The following is a 13,914-nucleotide window of genomic DNA, read 5'->3' on the forward strand; positions in this document are numbered from 1 at the left end:
CCTAGGCAGTCGTGTATACACCCACCGGCATTTTAGCGGTGGGTGGTTTTAAATAATTAGACGCCTAAAATTGTGGCGCAAGCGTAGTAGAGAGGCTGATATGGCGGGTCACAGTAAGTGGGCCAATATAAAGCACCGCAAAGCGGGGCAAGATGCCAAACGCGGTAAAATATTTACCAAACTTATTCGTGAAATTGTCGTCTCCGCCAGAGCCGGTGGCCCTTCCCCTGAAGATAATCCGCGTTTGCGCGCCGTTATGGATAAAGCGCTGACAGCAAACATGAAGCGCGATACCATCGACAAGGCCATTGCGCGCGGCGCTGGCAATACCGATACCGATAATTACGAAGAAATAAGCTACGAAGGCTATGGCAGCGGCGGTGTCGCTATTTTGCTTGAGTGCATGACAGATAACCGAAACCGTACGGTTGCAGATGTTCGTCACGCGTTTAGTAAGCGCGGCGGCAATCTTGGTACTGATGGATCTGTAGCTTATTTGTTCTCGCGTATTGGTCTGCTTCACTATTCACCAGGCTTGGATGCAGAGGTGCTGTTAGAGGCGGCTGCAGAAGCTGGGGCGGCGGACGTCATTGTTTACAACGATGGCGCAATAGACGTGCAAACCGAATTTCCCGATTTTATGGTGGTAAAAGAAGCCATGACCTCCGCGGGCTTTGAGCATGAGTTTGCGGATGTGCAAATGCTGCCAGCGACAACTGTCACATTAGATATTGACGGCGCCGGATCGCTGCTTGCCCTGGTGGATGCCTTGGAAGATTTGGATGATGTTCAAAATGTGTACACCAATGCCGATATTGCGGATGAGGTCTACGCGGAATTGGCTGCCCGCAATTAAATTTCTCCGATCTCGGCTGCGCTCTTATATTAGCAGCGTGTCATTATTCTCTTAAATCTGTGCATAATAGCCTCGGGTTTGGCCTGCGCAGTAGCGCGTATTTGCTGGCCCCTATTTTCATAATATATAGACGTGCAGCTGGTTTTTTGTTGCGATGAGTGCGCTCACGCCACTAATGAATGGGTTGATGCCTCGGTTGATAGAATTAAGAAGCGATAGCGTTAGGATCTATGACCATTATTTTGGGGGTTGACCCCGGATCGCAAAAGACAGGTTTCGGTGTGATTGAGGTGACGGGTAATCACCATCGCTATATCACCAGTGGCGTTATTCGTTTGCCGCAGGGTCCATTGCCTGCGCGTCTTGATATCATTTTTAAAAGTTTAACGACAATTATTTCTGAATACTCACCCCTTGAGGCGGTAGTAGAAGAAGTGTTTATGGCGAAAAGCGCCGGCTCCGCGCTTAAGCTAGGGCAGGCTCGCGGCGCGGCGGTTGTGGCTTGTGTGAGTAATGGTTTACCGGTGGCGGAATATACCGCGAGGCAAATAAAGAAAGCAGTTGTTGGCACGGGCGCCGCCGATAAAGCGCAAATTCAGCATATGGTTAAAATATTACTCAAGCTACCGGCTGCACCGCAGGAAGATGCCGCGGACGCCTTAGCGGCGGCAATTTGTCATGCCAATGCACGGCAGGGTTTACAAAGTATGGCCGCCGAGCCGGCGCTGCGTTTACGGCGTGGACGCCTTAAATAAATAAGGGGAGCTAAATGATTGGTCGATTACGTGGTGTATTAATAGAAAAACAGGCACCGGAAATCGTTTTAGATTTGAACGGCATCGGTTACGAGGTGTTACTACCCATGACCACGTTTTATGGACTGCCTCCGCTGGGACAGGTGGTGTCCCTTTACACGCAGTTTATAGTCCGCGAAGATGCTCAACAGCTTTTTGGATTTAGCGATGTGACGTCGCGCCGCTTATTTCGCGACTTAATTAAGGTGAACGGGGTTGGTCCAAAGTTGGCGCTGACTATTATGTCAGGCGTCGAAACTGACGAATTTGTTCGCTGTGTGCAAGAAGGTAATTCTGCGGCCTTAGTTAAACTGCCGGGGGTGGGTAAGAAAACCGCAGAGCGCTTAATTATAGAAATGCGTGATCGACTTAAGGACTGGGACGTAGCTGGTTCAGGTGGCGCCAAAGTCGTGTCGCCCGCATCCAGCGCGAAGTTAAATGTTGCAGAGGCGGAATCCGCTCTGGTGGCCTTAGGGTATAAGCCCCAAGAGGCGAGTAGAGCCATTAGCGCTTTGAAATCGGATGACGCGAGTAGCGAGGAATTGATTCGCGCTGCTTTAAAAAACATGATCAAGTGAAGAAACTAAACTGACATGATAGAAATTGACCGCCTTGTGGCGCCCGATGCCAGCGAGCCACAAGAGGAGCGTTTTGATCGAGCGATACGGCCAAAATCCCTCGCTGATTATATTGGCCAGCCGGCGGTATGCGAACAGATGAGTATTTTCGTCAGCGCAGCGCGAATGCGGAATGAACCACTAGACCATACTTTAATCTTTGGTCCTCCGGGTTTGGGTAAGACCACACTGGCAAATATTTTGGCCAATGAAATGGGGGTGTCACTCAAAACTACCTCTGGCCCAGTGCTGGAAAAAGCGGGTGACCTCGCGGCGCTCATGACCAATTTGGATGCCGGCGACGTACTTTTTATAGATGAGATACATCGACTCAGTCCCAATATAGAAGAAATACTGTATCCGGCCATGGAAGACTATCAGCTGGATATTATGATTGGTGAGGGGCCAGCGGCGCGGTCGATAAAACTGGATTTACCACCTTTTACCCTGGTGGGCGCGACGACTCGTGCTGGCTTGCTGACCTCGCCTTTGCGTGATCGCTTCGGCATCGTGCAGCGCTTGGAGTTTTATGGTGTAAATGACTTAGCGACGATCGTCGCGCGGTCAGCCAAAATATTAGGTATGCAGTTGGATTCCGACGGTGCCCACGAAATAGCATTGCGGTCCAGAGGTACTCCGCGCATCGCCAATCGTCTTTTGCGTCGGGTGCGGGATTACGCTGAAGTGAAATCTGATGGTATTGTCAGTAAGCACATCGCAGATCAGGCGCTAAATATGCTGAATGTAGACAGCAGCGGATTTGATCATTTAGATCGGCGCTTATTGCTGGCGATGATAGAGCGATTTGACGGTGGGCCTGTTGGCGTAGACAGCTTGGCGGCGGCGATTAGCGAAGAGCGTGGCACCATTGAAGATGTGCTGGAGCCGTATCTTATTCAGCAGGGTTTTATTATGCGCACGCCGCGTGGACGTGTTGTGACTGGTCATGCGTATCGCCATTTTGGCTTAGATATGCCCAAAAGTGGCGATATTACCGACATTGGTGGCGATAGCTGATGGAATTCAAAATGCCCTTGCGAGTCTACATGGAGGACACGGATGCGGGTGGTATCGTCTTTTATGTTAACTATTTGAAGTTCTTGGAGCGTGCGCGTACTGAATATATGCGCGAGCTCGGATTTCACAAGGCCGCGTTCATCGACGAATCATTGATGTTTGTCGTCACAAGCCTGACGACAAAATATTTGCGACCAGCGAAGCTAGATGAGCAACTTATTGTTACGGCGAGAGTCATAGCGGCGGCAAAAGCCTCGCTAAGTTTTGAGCAGTTGGTATATCGTGGCGATGAAGTGCTGTGCGAAGGGCAGGTTAAGTTAGCTTGTGTAGATAAAGAAAGCTTAAAACCGAAGCGAATGCCCGAGGCGCTGTTAGCAGTGTTGAACGTTTAAAAACATTATCACAACGAAAAAACGGAGTTAACTGTGGGACAAGAGCTTTCCATTTGGCATTTAGTTAGCCAAGCCAGTTTGTTTGTTCAACTTATTATGTTGATTTTGCTGCTTGCCTCGGTGGTATCTTGGTACCAGATTGCCCAGCGAGTCATGTATTTCAATCAAGCGCAGGCGGAGATGGCGAGTTTCGAGTCGCGATTTTGGTCTGGTACAGATTTGAATACCCTATACACCGAAGGTGCTGACAAGCGCGGTGTGATCGGTATGGAGAGCGTGTTCCGCGCTGGCTTCAAGGAGTTTACCCGCCTTGCTAAAAAGAAGCTGGATTCAGATGCCATGATGGAGGCCTGTCAGCGCTCCATGCGCGTGGCGCTATCTCGTGAAGAAGAGGCAATGGAACACGGTTTACCATTTTTGGCGACGGTTGGTTCGACCAGTCCTTATGTTGGTTTGTTGGGAACGGTATGGGGAATCATGGGCTCATTCCATGGCCTAGGTCAGGTTCAGCAAGCGACGCTAGCGACGGTTGCCCCCGGTATTTCCGAAGCATTGGTGGCGACAGCCATGGGCTTGATAGCAGCGATTCCGGCGGTTGTTTCCTATAACCGATTCTCCTCAAAAGTAGATTCCTTTGCCGGTAAGTACGATACCTTCTCTGAGGAGTTCTCCAGTATTCTGCATCGCCAGATCCACTCGCGAGATTAGGAGTACTGGCTATGTCTCGGCGAAATAAACGTAAGCCCATGTCAGACATCAATGTCGTACCGTATATCGATGTCATGTTGGTGCTATTGATAGTTTTTATGGTGACGGCACCGCTGCTGGTGCAGGGTGTGCAAGTGGATTTACCACAGGCGTCTACTGAGCCGGTGCCACCGACAGATGACGACCCGATTGTTGTCTCGGTGGATAAAGCCGGTAAATATTATGTGACCTTGGGTGATCCTGACAAACAAGGAGAGCCGGTAGAGCTCGCTGAAATTGGTGATAAATTAGGCAAAATATTGCGCAATAAGCCGAAGACACCGGTCATGGTTAAAGGGGATGGTGCGGTAGATTACGCTAGCGTTGTTGCCGCGATGGCCGCTTTGCAGGGCGCTGGAGCTACCTCTATCGGTTTAATCACCGAGGAGCCACAGTCGCGCAGTGGAGCGAAGTAAGCGCGATGAATGATATTAAGTTGGTGCCTGCAGCGGTAACGGCGGTCTTGCACTGCGTGGCAATCGCATTCCTGTTATTTGGTATTCCCAAAGACAGTCAAGTGATGGAGTTGAAAGCCAAGCCCTTGGCAATTCAGGCGAAATTAGTAATGGAAAAGCCGGTTACTCGTCCCGCTAAGCCAAAGCCTGCGCCGAAACCAACGCCAAAACCCGTGGTCAAACCAGCACCGAAGCCAGAACCGGTTAAGAAGCCGGATCCTGAGCCAAAGCCAGTGCCTAAGCCGGCTCCGAAACCGGCACCGAAGCCAGCGCCAAAAGGGCCTACGCCCGAGGAAATTCGCAAGAAGCAGGCTGAGGAAAAGGCGAAGGAAGTCGCTAAACAACGAGCGCTGGAAGAAGAGATTCGCAAGCAGCAGCAAAAAGAGCTGGCCGATGCGTTAGCGTCTGAAGATGACTTGGTGGAAGAGGGCGAGCTGGCCTCGACGTATGCGGATTTGATTACAGCGTTGATCTCAAACAATTGGACACGGCCGCTGTCGGCTCGCAATGGCATGCAGGCGACCATCCAGATTATGACTACCCCGACTGGCGAAATTGTAGGTCACCAAATTATTAAAGGCAGTGGTGATCATGCATTCGATTTATCGGTTACTCGAGCGGTAACGCGTTTGGGCAAAATTGAAGAGCTGGCTAAGTTGGCTCGCGAAGATATGGGCGCCTACGAGAAGAATTTTAGGCGTTTTACAATTAGTTTCTCACCCCAGGATTTGAGGCGGTAATGTTGATACGAATAATTACAGCACTAATATTTTTGTCGGTCAGTAGTCTCTCTATGGCCGAGCTTACGATCCAAGTCAACAAGGGTAAAGATGATCCTGTCCCCATTGCAATTGTGCCATTTGGTTGGCAGTCAGGGCTGACAGTGGCTGAAGATATTGCGTCGATTGTCGAGAGTGACCTGCATCGCAGTGGGCAGTTTGCGCCGTTAAGTCGTTCAGATATGCTGGGTCGGCCACGCAATGCGACAGAAGTTTATTATCGTGACTGGAAAAGTCTCGGTGTTGACTATGTTGTCGTGGGGACGCTGTCACAGGAAGTGACCGGAACGATAACCGCAAATTATGAGCTTTTAGACGTAAATACCCAGCGCGTAATACTCACGGGCAAGGAATCGGTAAGTATTGATAAGCCTCGTTACCTCGCGCATACCGTCAGCGACAAAATATATGAAAAACTCACAAATATTCGTGGTGCTTTTCGTACGCAATTGCTTTATGTTTCTGCCGTTCGCGAAGGGGGTAACCGAACCCGCTTCCGTTTGCTGAAAAGCGATATTGATGGAGCCAATGAATCGGTGTTGTTCGACAGTCGAGAGCCGATTATGGCGCCGACGTGGTCGCCCGATGGTCAGAAAATTGCCTACGTATCATTTGAGTCTACGCGTCCTGCTATTTATATACAGGATCTGCGGACTAATGCGCGTACGCAACTTACATCGTTTCGCGGATTGAATGGTGCTCCGGCGTTTTCACCGGACGGAGCAAAAATGGCGATGGTGCTGTCAAAGGACGGCAGCCCCGACATTTATGTAATGGATTTAGCGAGTGGTGATTTACAGCGAGTAACTAACCACTTTGCTATCGACACCGAGCCAGCATGGATGCCGGACGGGAAGTCGATTGTGTTTACATCTGATCGTGGCGGCAAACCTCAGATATATAAGGTTAACGTCAGCAGTGGGTCAGTAGAAAGAGTTACATTTGAAGGTGACTATAATGCCAGGGCGAGGGTACTGGCAGATGGTTTAGGATTAGTCATGGTACACAGAGATAGTGGTAATTTTCACATCGCGGTCATGGATTTAAAACGTAACCGTGTCGAAATTCTCACTACGACTAATTTAGACGAGTCACCTAGTGTGGCGCCAAACGCCAGTATGCTATTGTACGCTACGCAGTATGATGGCAAGGGGGTCTTGGCGGCAGTATCGATAGACGGTGGTGTGAGGTATAGATTGCCGTCGCGATTCGGGGATGTGCGCGAACCGGCTTGGTCGCCTTTTCTTCAATGAAGTAGTAGCCGGGAATGAAATACCGAGCAGACAATGGATATTGTATGATCGGAAATGTGTAATCAAAACTTGACGGGAAAATGCCATGAAATACCAAGCAAAAAATATGTTTTTGGGTGTAGCCTTCTTCAGCGCCTTTTTGGCTGGTTGTGCTTCTACTGACACTGATGGTAGCGGTCAGGAAGGTGCAGACAGCGTAAGCACGTACACAGAATCTACTGATTCAATGAACGATTCTTACAACACTGACGATATGGCGAACCTCGAAACTGTATTCTATTTCGAATTCGACCAAGCAACTTTGACTGTGAAAGCACGTCAAGCATTGGACGCGCAAATTGCTCGTCTGAAAAAGACTACCGGCCCTGTGCGTTTGGAAGGTCATGCTGATGAGCGCGGCACCCGTGAGTACAACATCGCCCTGGGCGAGCGTCGTGCGATTTCTGTTGCTGATTACATGGCAATTAACGGTATTCCACGCTACCGTATAGAAACCGTAAGCTACGGTGAAGAGCGTCCAGTTGCATTCGGTCAGTCTGAATCAACTTACTCGCAAAACCGTCGCGTAGAACTGAAGTAATAAAAAGGCGTACTGATGCAGTTTTTAAAACCACTGTCTCTGCTGCTGCCGGCAGCGTGTTTGTCGGCACAGCTCTGGGCGCAAGCCCCAGTTGTTGATGTAGGCTCCGCTCGATCTGATGCACAATCAAATCGAGGAATGGAAGGGGAGATGTACCAACAACTTCAATTGCTTCGCCAAGAAGTTATGGCGTTGCGAGGGACGGTGGAAGAACAAGGGCATCAGTTACGCCAGCTTAAACAGCAAAGTTTAGACCGTTACATCGATATCGATCGTCGTTTAACTGCTGGCGGCAGCTCTTCTGATGCGATGACCGATTCGCCAGATTCTTTAGCTGTTGGCTCGCCTTCTGAGGCATCCCCTGCGGCTAGTGCTGAAGGAGCTGTGATAGCGGGCAGCACAAGCACACCAAGTGCAACTAATGAAACCTCACCCACCTCCGTTGTTCTTGATGGTGATGAGTCTTCAGATTACGTAAAAGCGTATGATTTGGTGAAAAGCGCCTCATACGATGAAGCCATAATTGCATTTACCAGTTATGTCGAAAAATACCCCACTGGACGTTACACGCCTAATGCTTGGTACTGGCTTGGCGAATTATATGTTGCCATCAAGCCTCAAAATTTGTCGGCTTCAACACAAGCATTTCAGCAATTGCTCACCGATTACCCGGATCACGGCAAGGTTCCTGCGGCAATGTACAAGCTGGGTACTGTTTATTTCCTGAATGGTGATAAACAGAAATCGCAAGAAATGCTAACCCATGTCATTGACCGCTACGGTAATACGGGTAACTCAGCCGTCAATAAATCACGAGAATTTCTCCGTAAGAATTTTTGATTTTTCGCGGGGTAAAGCTTGCGCGGCTGGTCTCCGGTAATAAACCTGAATCCGGCTGCCAGTCTTAATGAACGCGAACACGCTACGTATTACTGAAATCTTTTACTCACTGCAAGGTGAGTCCCGCACGCTAGGCTTGCCTACGGTGTTTGTTCGTCTGACGGGCTGCCCACTGCGCTGCGTCTATTGCGATACCGAATATGCCTTCCACGGCGGCGAACGCCGTCAGATTGAAGATATCCTAGCCACAGTTGCGTCTTACAAGCCTCGCTATGTCTGCGTGACGGGAGGTGAACCCTTGGCCCAGCCAGAGTGCCATACCTTGCTTACTGCGCTCTGCGATGCCGGTTATGAGGTGTCTATCGAAACCAGTGGTGCGCTTAGTGTCGAGCACGTTGACTCGCGGGTGTCGAAAGTCATGGACTTGAAAACACCAGCCTCGGGCGAGATGCATCGCAATCTTATGGAAAATATTGCGCATATCGGGCGTCACGATCAAATTAAGTTTGTGCTGTGTAATCGTGAAGATTATGACTGGGCGAGATTTCAATTAGATTCACAAAATCTAGCGGATAAGGCTGGCGAAGTTCTGTTCTCTCCCAGCTTTGGTCAACTAAGCGCCACTGATCTTGCAGACTGGATAGTCGAAGATAATTTACCGGTGCGTTTTCAAATGCAGCTGCATAAATTGTTGTGGAATGACGCGGCAGGACATTAATTTATTGCGTTTGAGTGACGTAGTAATAGCAATAGAGGAATGGTTTTGGTTAAAAAAGCAGTTGTTCTTGTATCGGGTGGCTTAGATAGCGCTACGGTACTTGCTCAGGCAGTGGCGGCGGGTTATGAATGCTATGCCCTCGCGTTTGATTACGGTCAGCGTCACCGCGCCGAATTGGTCGCTGCCAAGCGAGTTGCAGAAACGGGTGGCGCCACCGAGTTTAAAATCATCAATCTCGATTTAAGCAGTATTGGTGGTTCCGCGCTTACCGATATGAACATAGCGGTGCCAGATGCCGGCGCAATAGGCATTCCGGTTACCTACGTCCCTGCACGTAACACCGTGTTCCTATCCATTGCTCTTGGTTGGGCAGAAGTTCTGAATGCAGATGATATTTTTATCGGAGTAAACGCCGTTGACTATTCAGGCTACCCCGATTGTCGCCCAGCATTTATAGAAGCCTTTGAAACCATGGCAAATGTCGCCACCAAGGCCGGTGTAGATGGTCATGGCATGCATATCCACACGCCACTGATGAAGCTCAGCAAGGCCGACATCGTAAAGCTGGGAGCTTCCCTAGGGGTGGATTATGCGCAAACCGTGTCGTGCTATAGCGCTAATGACAAGGGCGAGGCCTGCGGGCGGTGTGATAGCTGCTACCTTCGACGTGAAGGGTTTGAACAAGCTGGGGTAATCGATCCAACCCGATATAGCAAGCTCTAATAAAACTGCTTTTTTTATGCGTAGGTGCTTGTTTTTTATTTGGAAATCCGTATTATAAGCGCCTCTTTCGGGGCCGTTAGCTCAGTGGTAGAGCAGTTGGCTTTTAACCAATTGGTCGATGGTTCGAATCCATCACGGCCCACCATCAAATTCCGAAGAAAATCAAAGCGTTGCAGATGTGCAGCGCTTTTTTTCGTCTCTACTTTTTGGTTTTGGTGTGCCTGTGACAGATCCGTGCCAAATCTGTGACAAAAGCAGCTATCGTCCTTGAGATAAAAACATGCAGAATAGCGCTGAGTTGTCTAGATTACTCGGGGAAGTCCATTTGGCGATCTATACATAGTCGCCAATATCTTTTTGAGATCTAATTTCTGAAGTTCTAATAATAGATATAACGCGTTCGTAACTATATTAACTGGGCACATTTATAGAGTTATTTACAGCTTCTTCGCTTAGCTTAAGGCTTTTGTTTCGCTTTCCCATGCCTCTAGTAAGTGGCTGGTGTCTTGCTGCCAAGGATGAAAGCCCTTGGTATAAAATTCTCTGTAGGGCGCCCAGGTTCCAGTGAAAAGCCCCTGTTTGCCAAACAAGCCTTTTATGCCTTGACGCCAAACGCTGAAATTATATAAATGACCGTCTGTTTTTAGCATGTAGCAAATCCCTTTCATCAGTTCTAGGGTAATTAACAGACTTACTCTGCGCATGGCTCGACGTCTTTGTTTTTCAGAACCTCCCACTTGCAGATAAACGTCAAACGCGACAGCTTTATGTTCCATTTCCTCCGCTGAGTGCCAGCGCCACAGCTCTCGCATTTCCGGCTCAGCGGTGTTTAAAATGGAATTCTCGTCGAGTAATCGTTCTGCAAACACCGCAGTGAGATGCTCAATGGCAACGGTAGCAGCGAGATTGCTAAGCGGAGACATTTTTCTTTGGGCCCAGGCAAGGCGGCGTGTCATCACGCGTTCCAATTTATCAAGGTCGTAGCCACGCGCTTGAGCTAGCGCTTCGTTGTATCGTTGATGTTCGCGGCGATGAAATCCTTCTTGACCACAAAACCCTCGAATATCTGCACTCAATTTTGGGTCACTTATATCGCCTCGGTAATGACGAACACTGTCGATAAAGAATTTTTCACCCGCGGGAAAGGTGATCGACAGGGTGTTAAAAAACGCTGTTAGGAATGGGTTGTCGCCTAGCCAGTCACTTTTTAGATGGTCGGCAATGTCATGACTGCGATCACGGGGTGTTATTGGCTTTGAGCTTGCAGATGCGGTGGTGTTTGTAGTGAACATGTTGACTACCCTTTATTTTTCCTACGTCAGTACGTAATCATATTACTGGTCTTTTCTTAGATTTGGGGGTTAAATACTTCCACTTATGGGGTTATTTATAGTCAATTGCTGGGTCAAAAATAGTCAATGCACCATTACTTTGTTTCACTTTTGATAGAGCTTTTGCGGGAGCGAGGCATTCAGTCGCCTGAGCTTTTCAAGGAAACTGGCTTGACGGTTGAGTCAATTGGGGCGACAGCCGGGCTGCCAGCCGAGCTTCTTGATAGGGTATTTAGTCGAGCAATAGAGCTGGCGGACGACCCTCAGCTTGGTGTAATACTGGGGAGCCGTATAAATATTGTTTCACAGGGTATTTTTGGGTATGCCCTGATGAGTAGCGCTACATCGCATGATTCTATTAAGTTGTTAATTCGCTACAGTCGCGCACTTGTTCCAAGTCTGCGTCTTAGCTTCGATATTTCAGGGGGGCGGGCTTCGATACGGGCCGAAGGGGAAAATATACCCAGGTTCTTAGCTCAGTTTTACATAGAGCTCGTTTTTTCCGCGATTGTATTTAATGGTCATCTTCTGTTGGCAGATGCTGGCGTGAATGCAGTGGGGCTCAACCTCAACTACCGGCCTGAGGGCGACGTAAGTATTTGGTATAAAACGTTTGGCTCCGATGTGAATTTCAATGAATCGAATTGCGCTCTGTATTTTGATGAAGCCGCTCTTAACGTGCCCATCACCACCGCTAATCCTATAGCGGGTGATATCTTTAGGCGGGAATGTGATCGCTTAATATTGCGCAGCAAATTCGGTGGTAGCGTTCATGAGCGAGTCCAGCAGTACTTATTGCGATCAGGTTCGGAATTTCCAACTGCCGCGGAAGTTGCACAAGCGCTGAACATGAGTCAAAGCACCCTTCAAAGGCGACTAAAGCGCGAGGGATGGCGCTTTCAGCAGGTGCTGGATGAGGTGCGACATAAACTTGCAAGTGAATATCTTAAAAGCACGAACTTACCCGTGTCTGAAATATCAGTATTGTTAGGCTTCAGTGACGCGCCTAATTTTAGACGATCTTTTCGACGCTGGTCTGGTATGACACCGTTAGACTTTCGCAACGCTTGCGTTCGCAAATAAGATAAAGTTGGTGTGATCCATTGACGCCAAAGCTCACTCGCAATAGGTAGCACTTCCAATTTGCCGAACGTGAGGTCTCTTAGTAGAGTTGTGCTAGCTAGAATATGATCGACAGATGAGTACTGCTCGAATTTGTCATGGTTAATCATAAATTTCCGAATAAAATCAAAGTACTGTTTGTGTGTGGCGACTTTGTCGTTTCTATTCTCCCCTGTGGTCAACCTTGTGCTTTTGCTGTGCCCAGCGGTTGGTGTAAATTAACTACAAAGTCAGCCGAATTGATTAGTTAGTCTACCTTGGACCTTTTCCCCCTTTCGCTGGTTAAGGCTAGCACCAACGACGAGAAAATTTTTCTGTTCATTGGCGACCGCAATATTTAACAAGTCGCTATTTTTCGACTTTCAACCCCGCCAATTTCATACTCGCAATTTTATCGGAGTCAGTCTTTTCGCCTAGCCGCCAAGGTTTGCCCTCGCAAATAGTCAGATTCTTGCAGCTCTGCAAGCACCCCCTGCACGGTAATTTCTTACTCGTACTGCCCATAATCGCTCCAATAATTGCTCTAGAATTTTATAATTCCGTGTTCGTCCATAACCGACGGTTTTAGATGCGTACTTAATTCAGTAAATCGATCAAGGCGGACTTTAATTTATTAAACTCAAAGCTAAACCCTCTATTCAATAACGTCTGCGGCACTACTTTCTGGCTATCTAATAACAAGCTAGATGACTCACCGAGCAAAGCGTGTAAGACAAACCGTGGCATAGGAAAAATCGCTATACGGCGCAGGGATTTCGCAAGTGTCTGAGTAAATTCCTTGTTTTTCTCCGCGTTTGGAGCCACCAAATTAACCGGGCCGGAAATGCCTTTGTCCTTTAACAGGAAGTGCATCGCAGCAATATGATCACGGTAGTGAATCCACGCCATGTATTGCTGGCCGCTGCCTATAGGGCCGCCAAGACAAAGTTTAAATGGCAATAGCATTTTTGCTAATGCGCCACCCTGCTTAGCTAAAACAATACCCGTTCTCAATAACACTACCCGTGTGTACGGTTCGGCTTGCCGCGCAATACTTTCCCAGCGTATACATAGGCGTGTTGGGAAATCCCGTTCGGATACCGATGATTTTTCCGTCAAGGACTCATCTCCGCGATTGCCATACACGCCAATTGCCGAGCCACTTAAAAACACCGACGGTGGCGTCGCGCTTTTGGCAAACAAATCTACCAATTGTTGAGTTATCTCCCAGCGACTCTGACAGATAATATTCTTTTGCTCCTCACTCCATCGCTTATCAACAATGGGTTCCCCCGCTAGGTTTATTACCGCATCAAATTCATTGAGATGTGGAAGCGCTGATAGGGATTCAATGCAGGTAACCGAGGAGGGCAATGTCGATTTTGCTCCTGCAGTCGACCTAGTGAGCACGGTGAATTGGCAATCCGTAGCGCTTTCAATAAACGCCGATCCAATTAAGCCAGTGCCACCGGTTATTAATATATTCATCACATCCCTCAGTTAATAGACAAATGACGTCGGCTGCTTGAGTAAGTTCTCAATGCAGCTCTCTAAATTGGCGTCCACGCGGCTATCGCTGCTTAAGTTGGCGACAGTCGCGACAGTGCCACTGACACCAAAACGCGTGTGTTCGACCGACGTCTCGTCGATAAAATTGTGCTCTCTGTACATCCAAACATCGTCCTCATAAATAAGCATATAGGGTTAGCTG

General features: G+C 48.6%; 17 protein-coding genes and 1 tRNA gene. 15 read left to right on the forward strand and 3 right to left on the reverse strand.

Annotation, left to right across the window (positions count from 1 at the left end; all coding sequences use genetic code 11):
• Window positions 1-100 precede the first annotated feature (100 nt).
• The 14 genes from KXJ70_RS16305 to KXJ70_RS16370 all read left to right on the forward strand — a co-directional run bounded on the left by KXJ70_RS16305 (window position 101) and on the right by KXJ70_RS16370 (window position 9,916).
• A complete protein-coding gene (locus KXJ70_RS16305; protein WP_219044604.1) occupies window positions 101-856 on the forward strand; it encodes a YebC/PmpR family DNA-binding transcriptional regulator in 756 nt (251 codons plus the stop codon).
• 230 nt (window positions 857-1,086) lie between these two features.
• Window positions 1,087-1,611, forward strand: coding sequence for a crossover junction endodeoxyribonuclease RuvC (gene ruvC / locus KXJ70_RS16310; protein WP_219044605.1), 525 nt, complete (start codon window positions 1,087-1,089; stop codon window positions 1,609-1,611).
• 14 nt (window positions 1,612-1,625) lie between these two features.
• On the forward strand, window positions 1,626-2,228 hold the full coding sequence (gene ruvA / locus KXJ70_RS16315) for a Holliday junction branch migration protein RuvA (protein WP_219044606.1): 603 nt from the start codon (window positions 1,626-1,628) through the stop codon (window positions 2,226-2,228).
• Window positions 2,229-2,243: 15 nt separating this feature from the next.
• On the forward strand, window positions 2,244-3,284 hold the full coding sequence (gene ruvB, locus KXJ70_RS16320; RefSeq protein WP_219044607.1) for a Holliday junction branch migration DNA helicase RuvB: 1,041 nt from the start codon (window positions 2,244-2,246) through the stop codon (window positions 3,282-3,284).
• Complete coding sequence (gene ybgC, locus KXJ70_RS16325) at window positions 3,284-3,676, forward strand: tol-pal system-associated acyl-CoA thioesterase (RefSeq protein WP_219044608.1); 393 nt, start codon at window positions 3,284-3,286, stop codon at window positions 3,674-3,676. The genes ruvB and ybgC overlap by 1 nt, the downstream gene beginning before the upstream one ends.
• Window positions 3,677-3,709: 33 nt before the next feature.
• Window positions 3,710-4,384 (forward strand): protein TolQ, encoded by a 675-nt coding sequence (gene tolQ / locus KXJ70_RS16330; RefSeq protein ID WP_219044609.1) that lies wholly within the window; start codon window positions 3,710-3,712, stop codon window positions 4,382-4,384.
• An 11-nt stretch (window positions 4,385-4,395) separates the two neighbouring features.
• A complete protein-coding gene (gene tolR / locus KXJ70_RS16335; RefSeq protein WP_219044610.1) occupies window positions 4,396-4,839 on the forward strand; it encodes a protein TolR in 444 nt (147 codons plus the stop codon).
• A gap of 5 nt (window positions 4,840-4,844) precedes the next feature.
• On the forward strand, window positions 4,845-5,618 hold the full coding sequence (locus KXJ70_RS16340) for an energy transducer TonB (protein WP_219044611.1): 774 nt from the start codon (window positions 4,845-4,847) through the stop codon (window positions 5,616-5,618).
• Window positions 5,618-6,910: a Tol-Pal system beta propeller repeat protein TolB gene (gene tolB / locus KXJ70_RS16345; protein ID WP_219044612.1), complete on the forward strand. Its 1,293-nt coding sequence runs from the start codon at window positions 5,618-5,620 to the stop codon at window positions 6,908-6,910. The genes KXJ70_RS16340 and tolB overlap by 1 nt, the downstream gene beginning before the upstream one ends.
• 85 nt (window positions 6,911-6,995) lie before the next feature.
• A complete protein-coding gene (locus tag KXJ70_RS16350; RefSeq protein WP_219044613.1) occupies window positions 6,996-7,490 on the forward strand; it encodes an OmpA family protein in 495 nt (164 codons plus the stop codon).
• A 15-nt stretch (window positions 7,491-7,505) separates the two neighbouring features.
• Complete coding sequence (ybgF, locus tag KXJ70_RS16355; RefSeq protein WP_219044614.1) at window positions 7,506-8,330, forward strand: tol-pal system protein YbgF; 825 nt, start codon at window positions 7,506-7,508, stop codon at window positions 8,328-8,330.
• Window positions 8,331-8,397: 67 nt separating this feature from the next.
• Window positions 8,398-9,048, forward strand: coding sequence for a 7-carboxy-7-deazaguanine synthase QueE (queE, locus tag KXJ70_RS16360; protein WP_219044615.1), 651 nt, complete (start codon window positions 8,398-8,400; stop codon window positions 9,046-9,048).
• A 39-nt stretch (window positions 9,049-9,087) separates the two neighbouring features.
• Window positions 9,088-9,771 (forward strand): 7-cyano-7-deazaguanine synthase QueC, encoded by a 684-nt coding sequence (gene queC / locus KXJ70_RS16365; RefSeq protein WP_219044616.1) that lies wholly within the window; start codon window positions 9,088-9,090, stop codon window positions 9,769-9,771.
• A gap of 70 nt (window positions 9,772-9,841) precedes the next feature.
• A tRNA-Lys gene (locus tag KXJ70_RS16370) sits at window positions 9,842-9,916 on the forward strand.
• A 307-nt stretch (window positions 9,917-10,223) separates the two neighbouring features.
• Here KXJ70_RS16370 and KXJ70_RS16375 read toward each other — a convergent pair.
• Window positions 10,224-11,063: a metal-dependent hydrolase gene (locus tag KXJ70_RS16375; protein ID WP_219044617.1), complete on the reverse strand. Its 840-nt coding sequence runs from the start codon at window positions 11,061-11,063 to the stop codon at window positions 10,224-10,226.
• Between the two features lie 126 nt (window positions 11,064-11,189).
• On the opposite strand from KXJ70_RS16375, the gene KXJ70_RS16380 reads away from it, so the two are divergent.
• The gene (locus KXJ70_RS16380; RefSeq protein ID WP_255558544.1) at window positions 11,190-12,185 is read left to right on the forward strand and encodes an AraC family transcriptional regulator; all 996 of its coding nucleotides are present in this window, start codon (window positions 11,190-11,192) and stop codon (window positions 12,183-12,185) included.
• 615 nt (window positions 12,186-12,800) lie between these two features.
• Here the strand turns inward: KXJ70_RS16380 and KXJ70_RS16385 are convergent.
• Window positions 12,801-13,691: a TIGR01777 family oxidoreductase gene (locus tag KXJ70_RS16385; protein WP_219044619.1), complete on the reverse strand. Its 891-nt coding sequence runs from the start codon at window positions 13,689-13,691 to the stop codon at window positions 12,801-12,803.
• A gap of 12 nt (window positions 13,692-13,703) precedes the next feature.
• Complete coding sequence (locus KXJ70_RS16390; RefSeq protein ID WP_219044620.1) at window positions 13,704-13,901, reverse strand: hypothetical protein; 198 nt, start codon at window positions 13,899-13,901, stop codon at window positions 13,704-13,706.
• Window positions 13,902-13,914: the final 13 nt, after the last annotated feature.

Origin of the sequence: Zhongshania aquimaris (assembly GCF_019312595.1) — a bacterium.
GTDB classification, from domain to species: Bacteria; Pseudomonadota; Gammaproteobacteria; order Pseudomonadales; family Spongiibacteraceae; genus Spongiibacter; species Spongiibacter aquimaris.

Excerpts from the sequence above, each read along its gene's own strand:
- KXJ70_RS16385 (WP_219044619.1), bottom strand. The coding sequence starts at position 13,691 with ATGAATATATTAATAACCGGTGGCACTGGCTTAATTGGATCGGCGTTT.
- KXJ70_RS16380 (WP_255558544.1), top strand. The coding sequence starts at position 11,190 with ATGCACCATTACTTTGTTTCACTTTTGATAGAGCTTTTGCGGGAGCGA.
- KXJ70_RS16375 (WP_219044617.1), bottom strand. The coding sequence starts at position 11,063 with ATGTTCACTACAAACACCACCGCATCTGCAAGCTCAAAGCCAATAACA.
- tolB (WP_219044612.1), top strand. The coding sequence starts at position 5,618 with ATGTTGATACGAATAATTACAGCACTAATATTTTTGTCGGTCAGTAGT.
- KXJ70_RS16350 (WP_219044613.1), top strand. The coding sequence starts at position 6,996 with ATGAAATACCAAGCAAAAAATATGTTTTTGGGTGTAGCCTTCTTCAGC.
- KXJ70_RS16340 (WP_219044611.1), top strand. The coding sequence starts at position 4,845 with ATGAATGATATTAAGTTGGTGCCTGCAGCGGTAACGGCGGTCTTGCAC.
- ybgF (WP_219044614.1), top strand. The coding sequence starts at position 7,506 with ATGCAGTTTTTAAAACCACTGTCTCTGCTGCTGCCGGCAGCGTGTTTG.
- queC (WP_219044616.1), top strand. The coding sequence starts at position 9,088 with ATGGTTTTGGTTAAAAAAGCAGTTGTTCTTGTATCGGGTGGCTTAGAT.
- KXJ70_RS16390 (WP_219044620.1), bottom strand. The coding sequence starts at position 13,901 with ATGCTTATTTATGAGGACGATGTTTGGATGTACAGAGAGCACAATTTT.
- ruvC (WP_219044605.1), top strand. The coding sequence starts at position 1,087 with ATGACCATTATTTTGGGGGTTGACCCCGGATCGCAAAAGACAGGTTTC.
- tolR (WP_219044610.1), top strand. The coding sequence starts at position 4,396 with ATGTCTCGGCGAAATAAACGTAAGCCCATGTCAGACATCAATGTCGTA.
- ruvB (WP_219044607.1), top strand. The coding sequence starts at position 2,244 with ATGATAGAAATTGACCGCCTTGTGGCGCCCGATGCCAGCGAGCCACAA.
- ybgC (WP_219044608.1), top strand. The coding sequence starts at position 3,284 with ATGGAATTCAAAATGCCCTTGCGAGTCTACATGGAGGACACGGATGCG.
- KXJ70_RS16305 (WP_219044604.1), top strand. The coding sequence starts at position 101 with ATGGCGGGTCACAGTAAGTGGGCCAATATAAAGCACCGCAAAGCGGGG.
- queE (WP_219044615.1), top strand. The coding sequence starts at position 8,398 with ATGAACGCGAACACGCTACGTATTACTGAAATCTTTTACTCACTGCAA.
- ruvA (WP_219044606.1), top strand. The coding sequence starts at position 1,626 with ATGATTGGTCGATTACGTGGTGTATTAATAGAAAAACAGGCACCGGAA.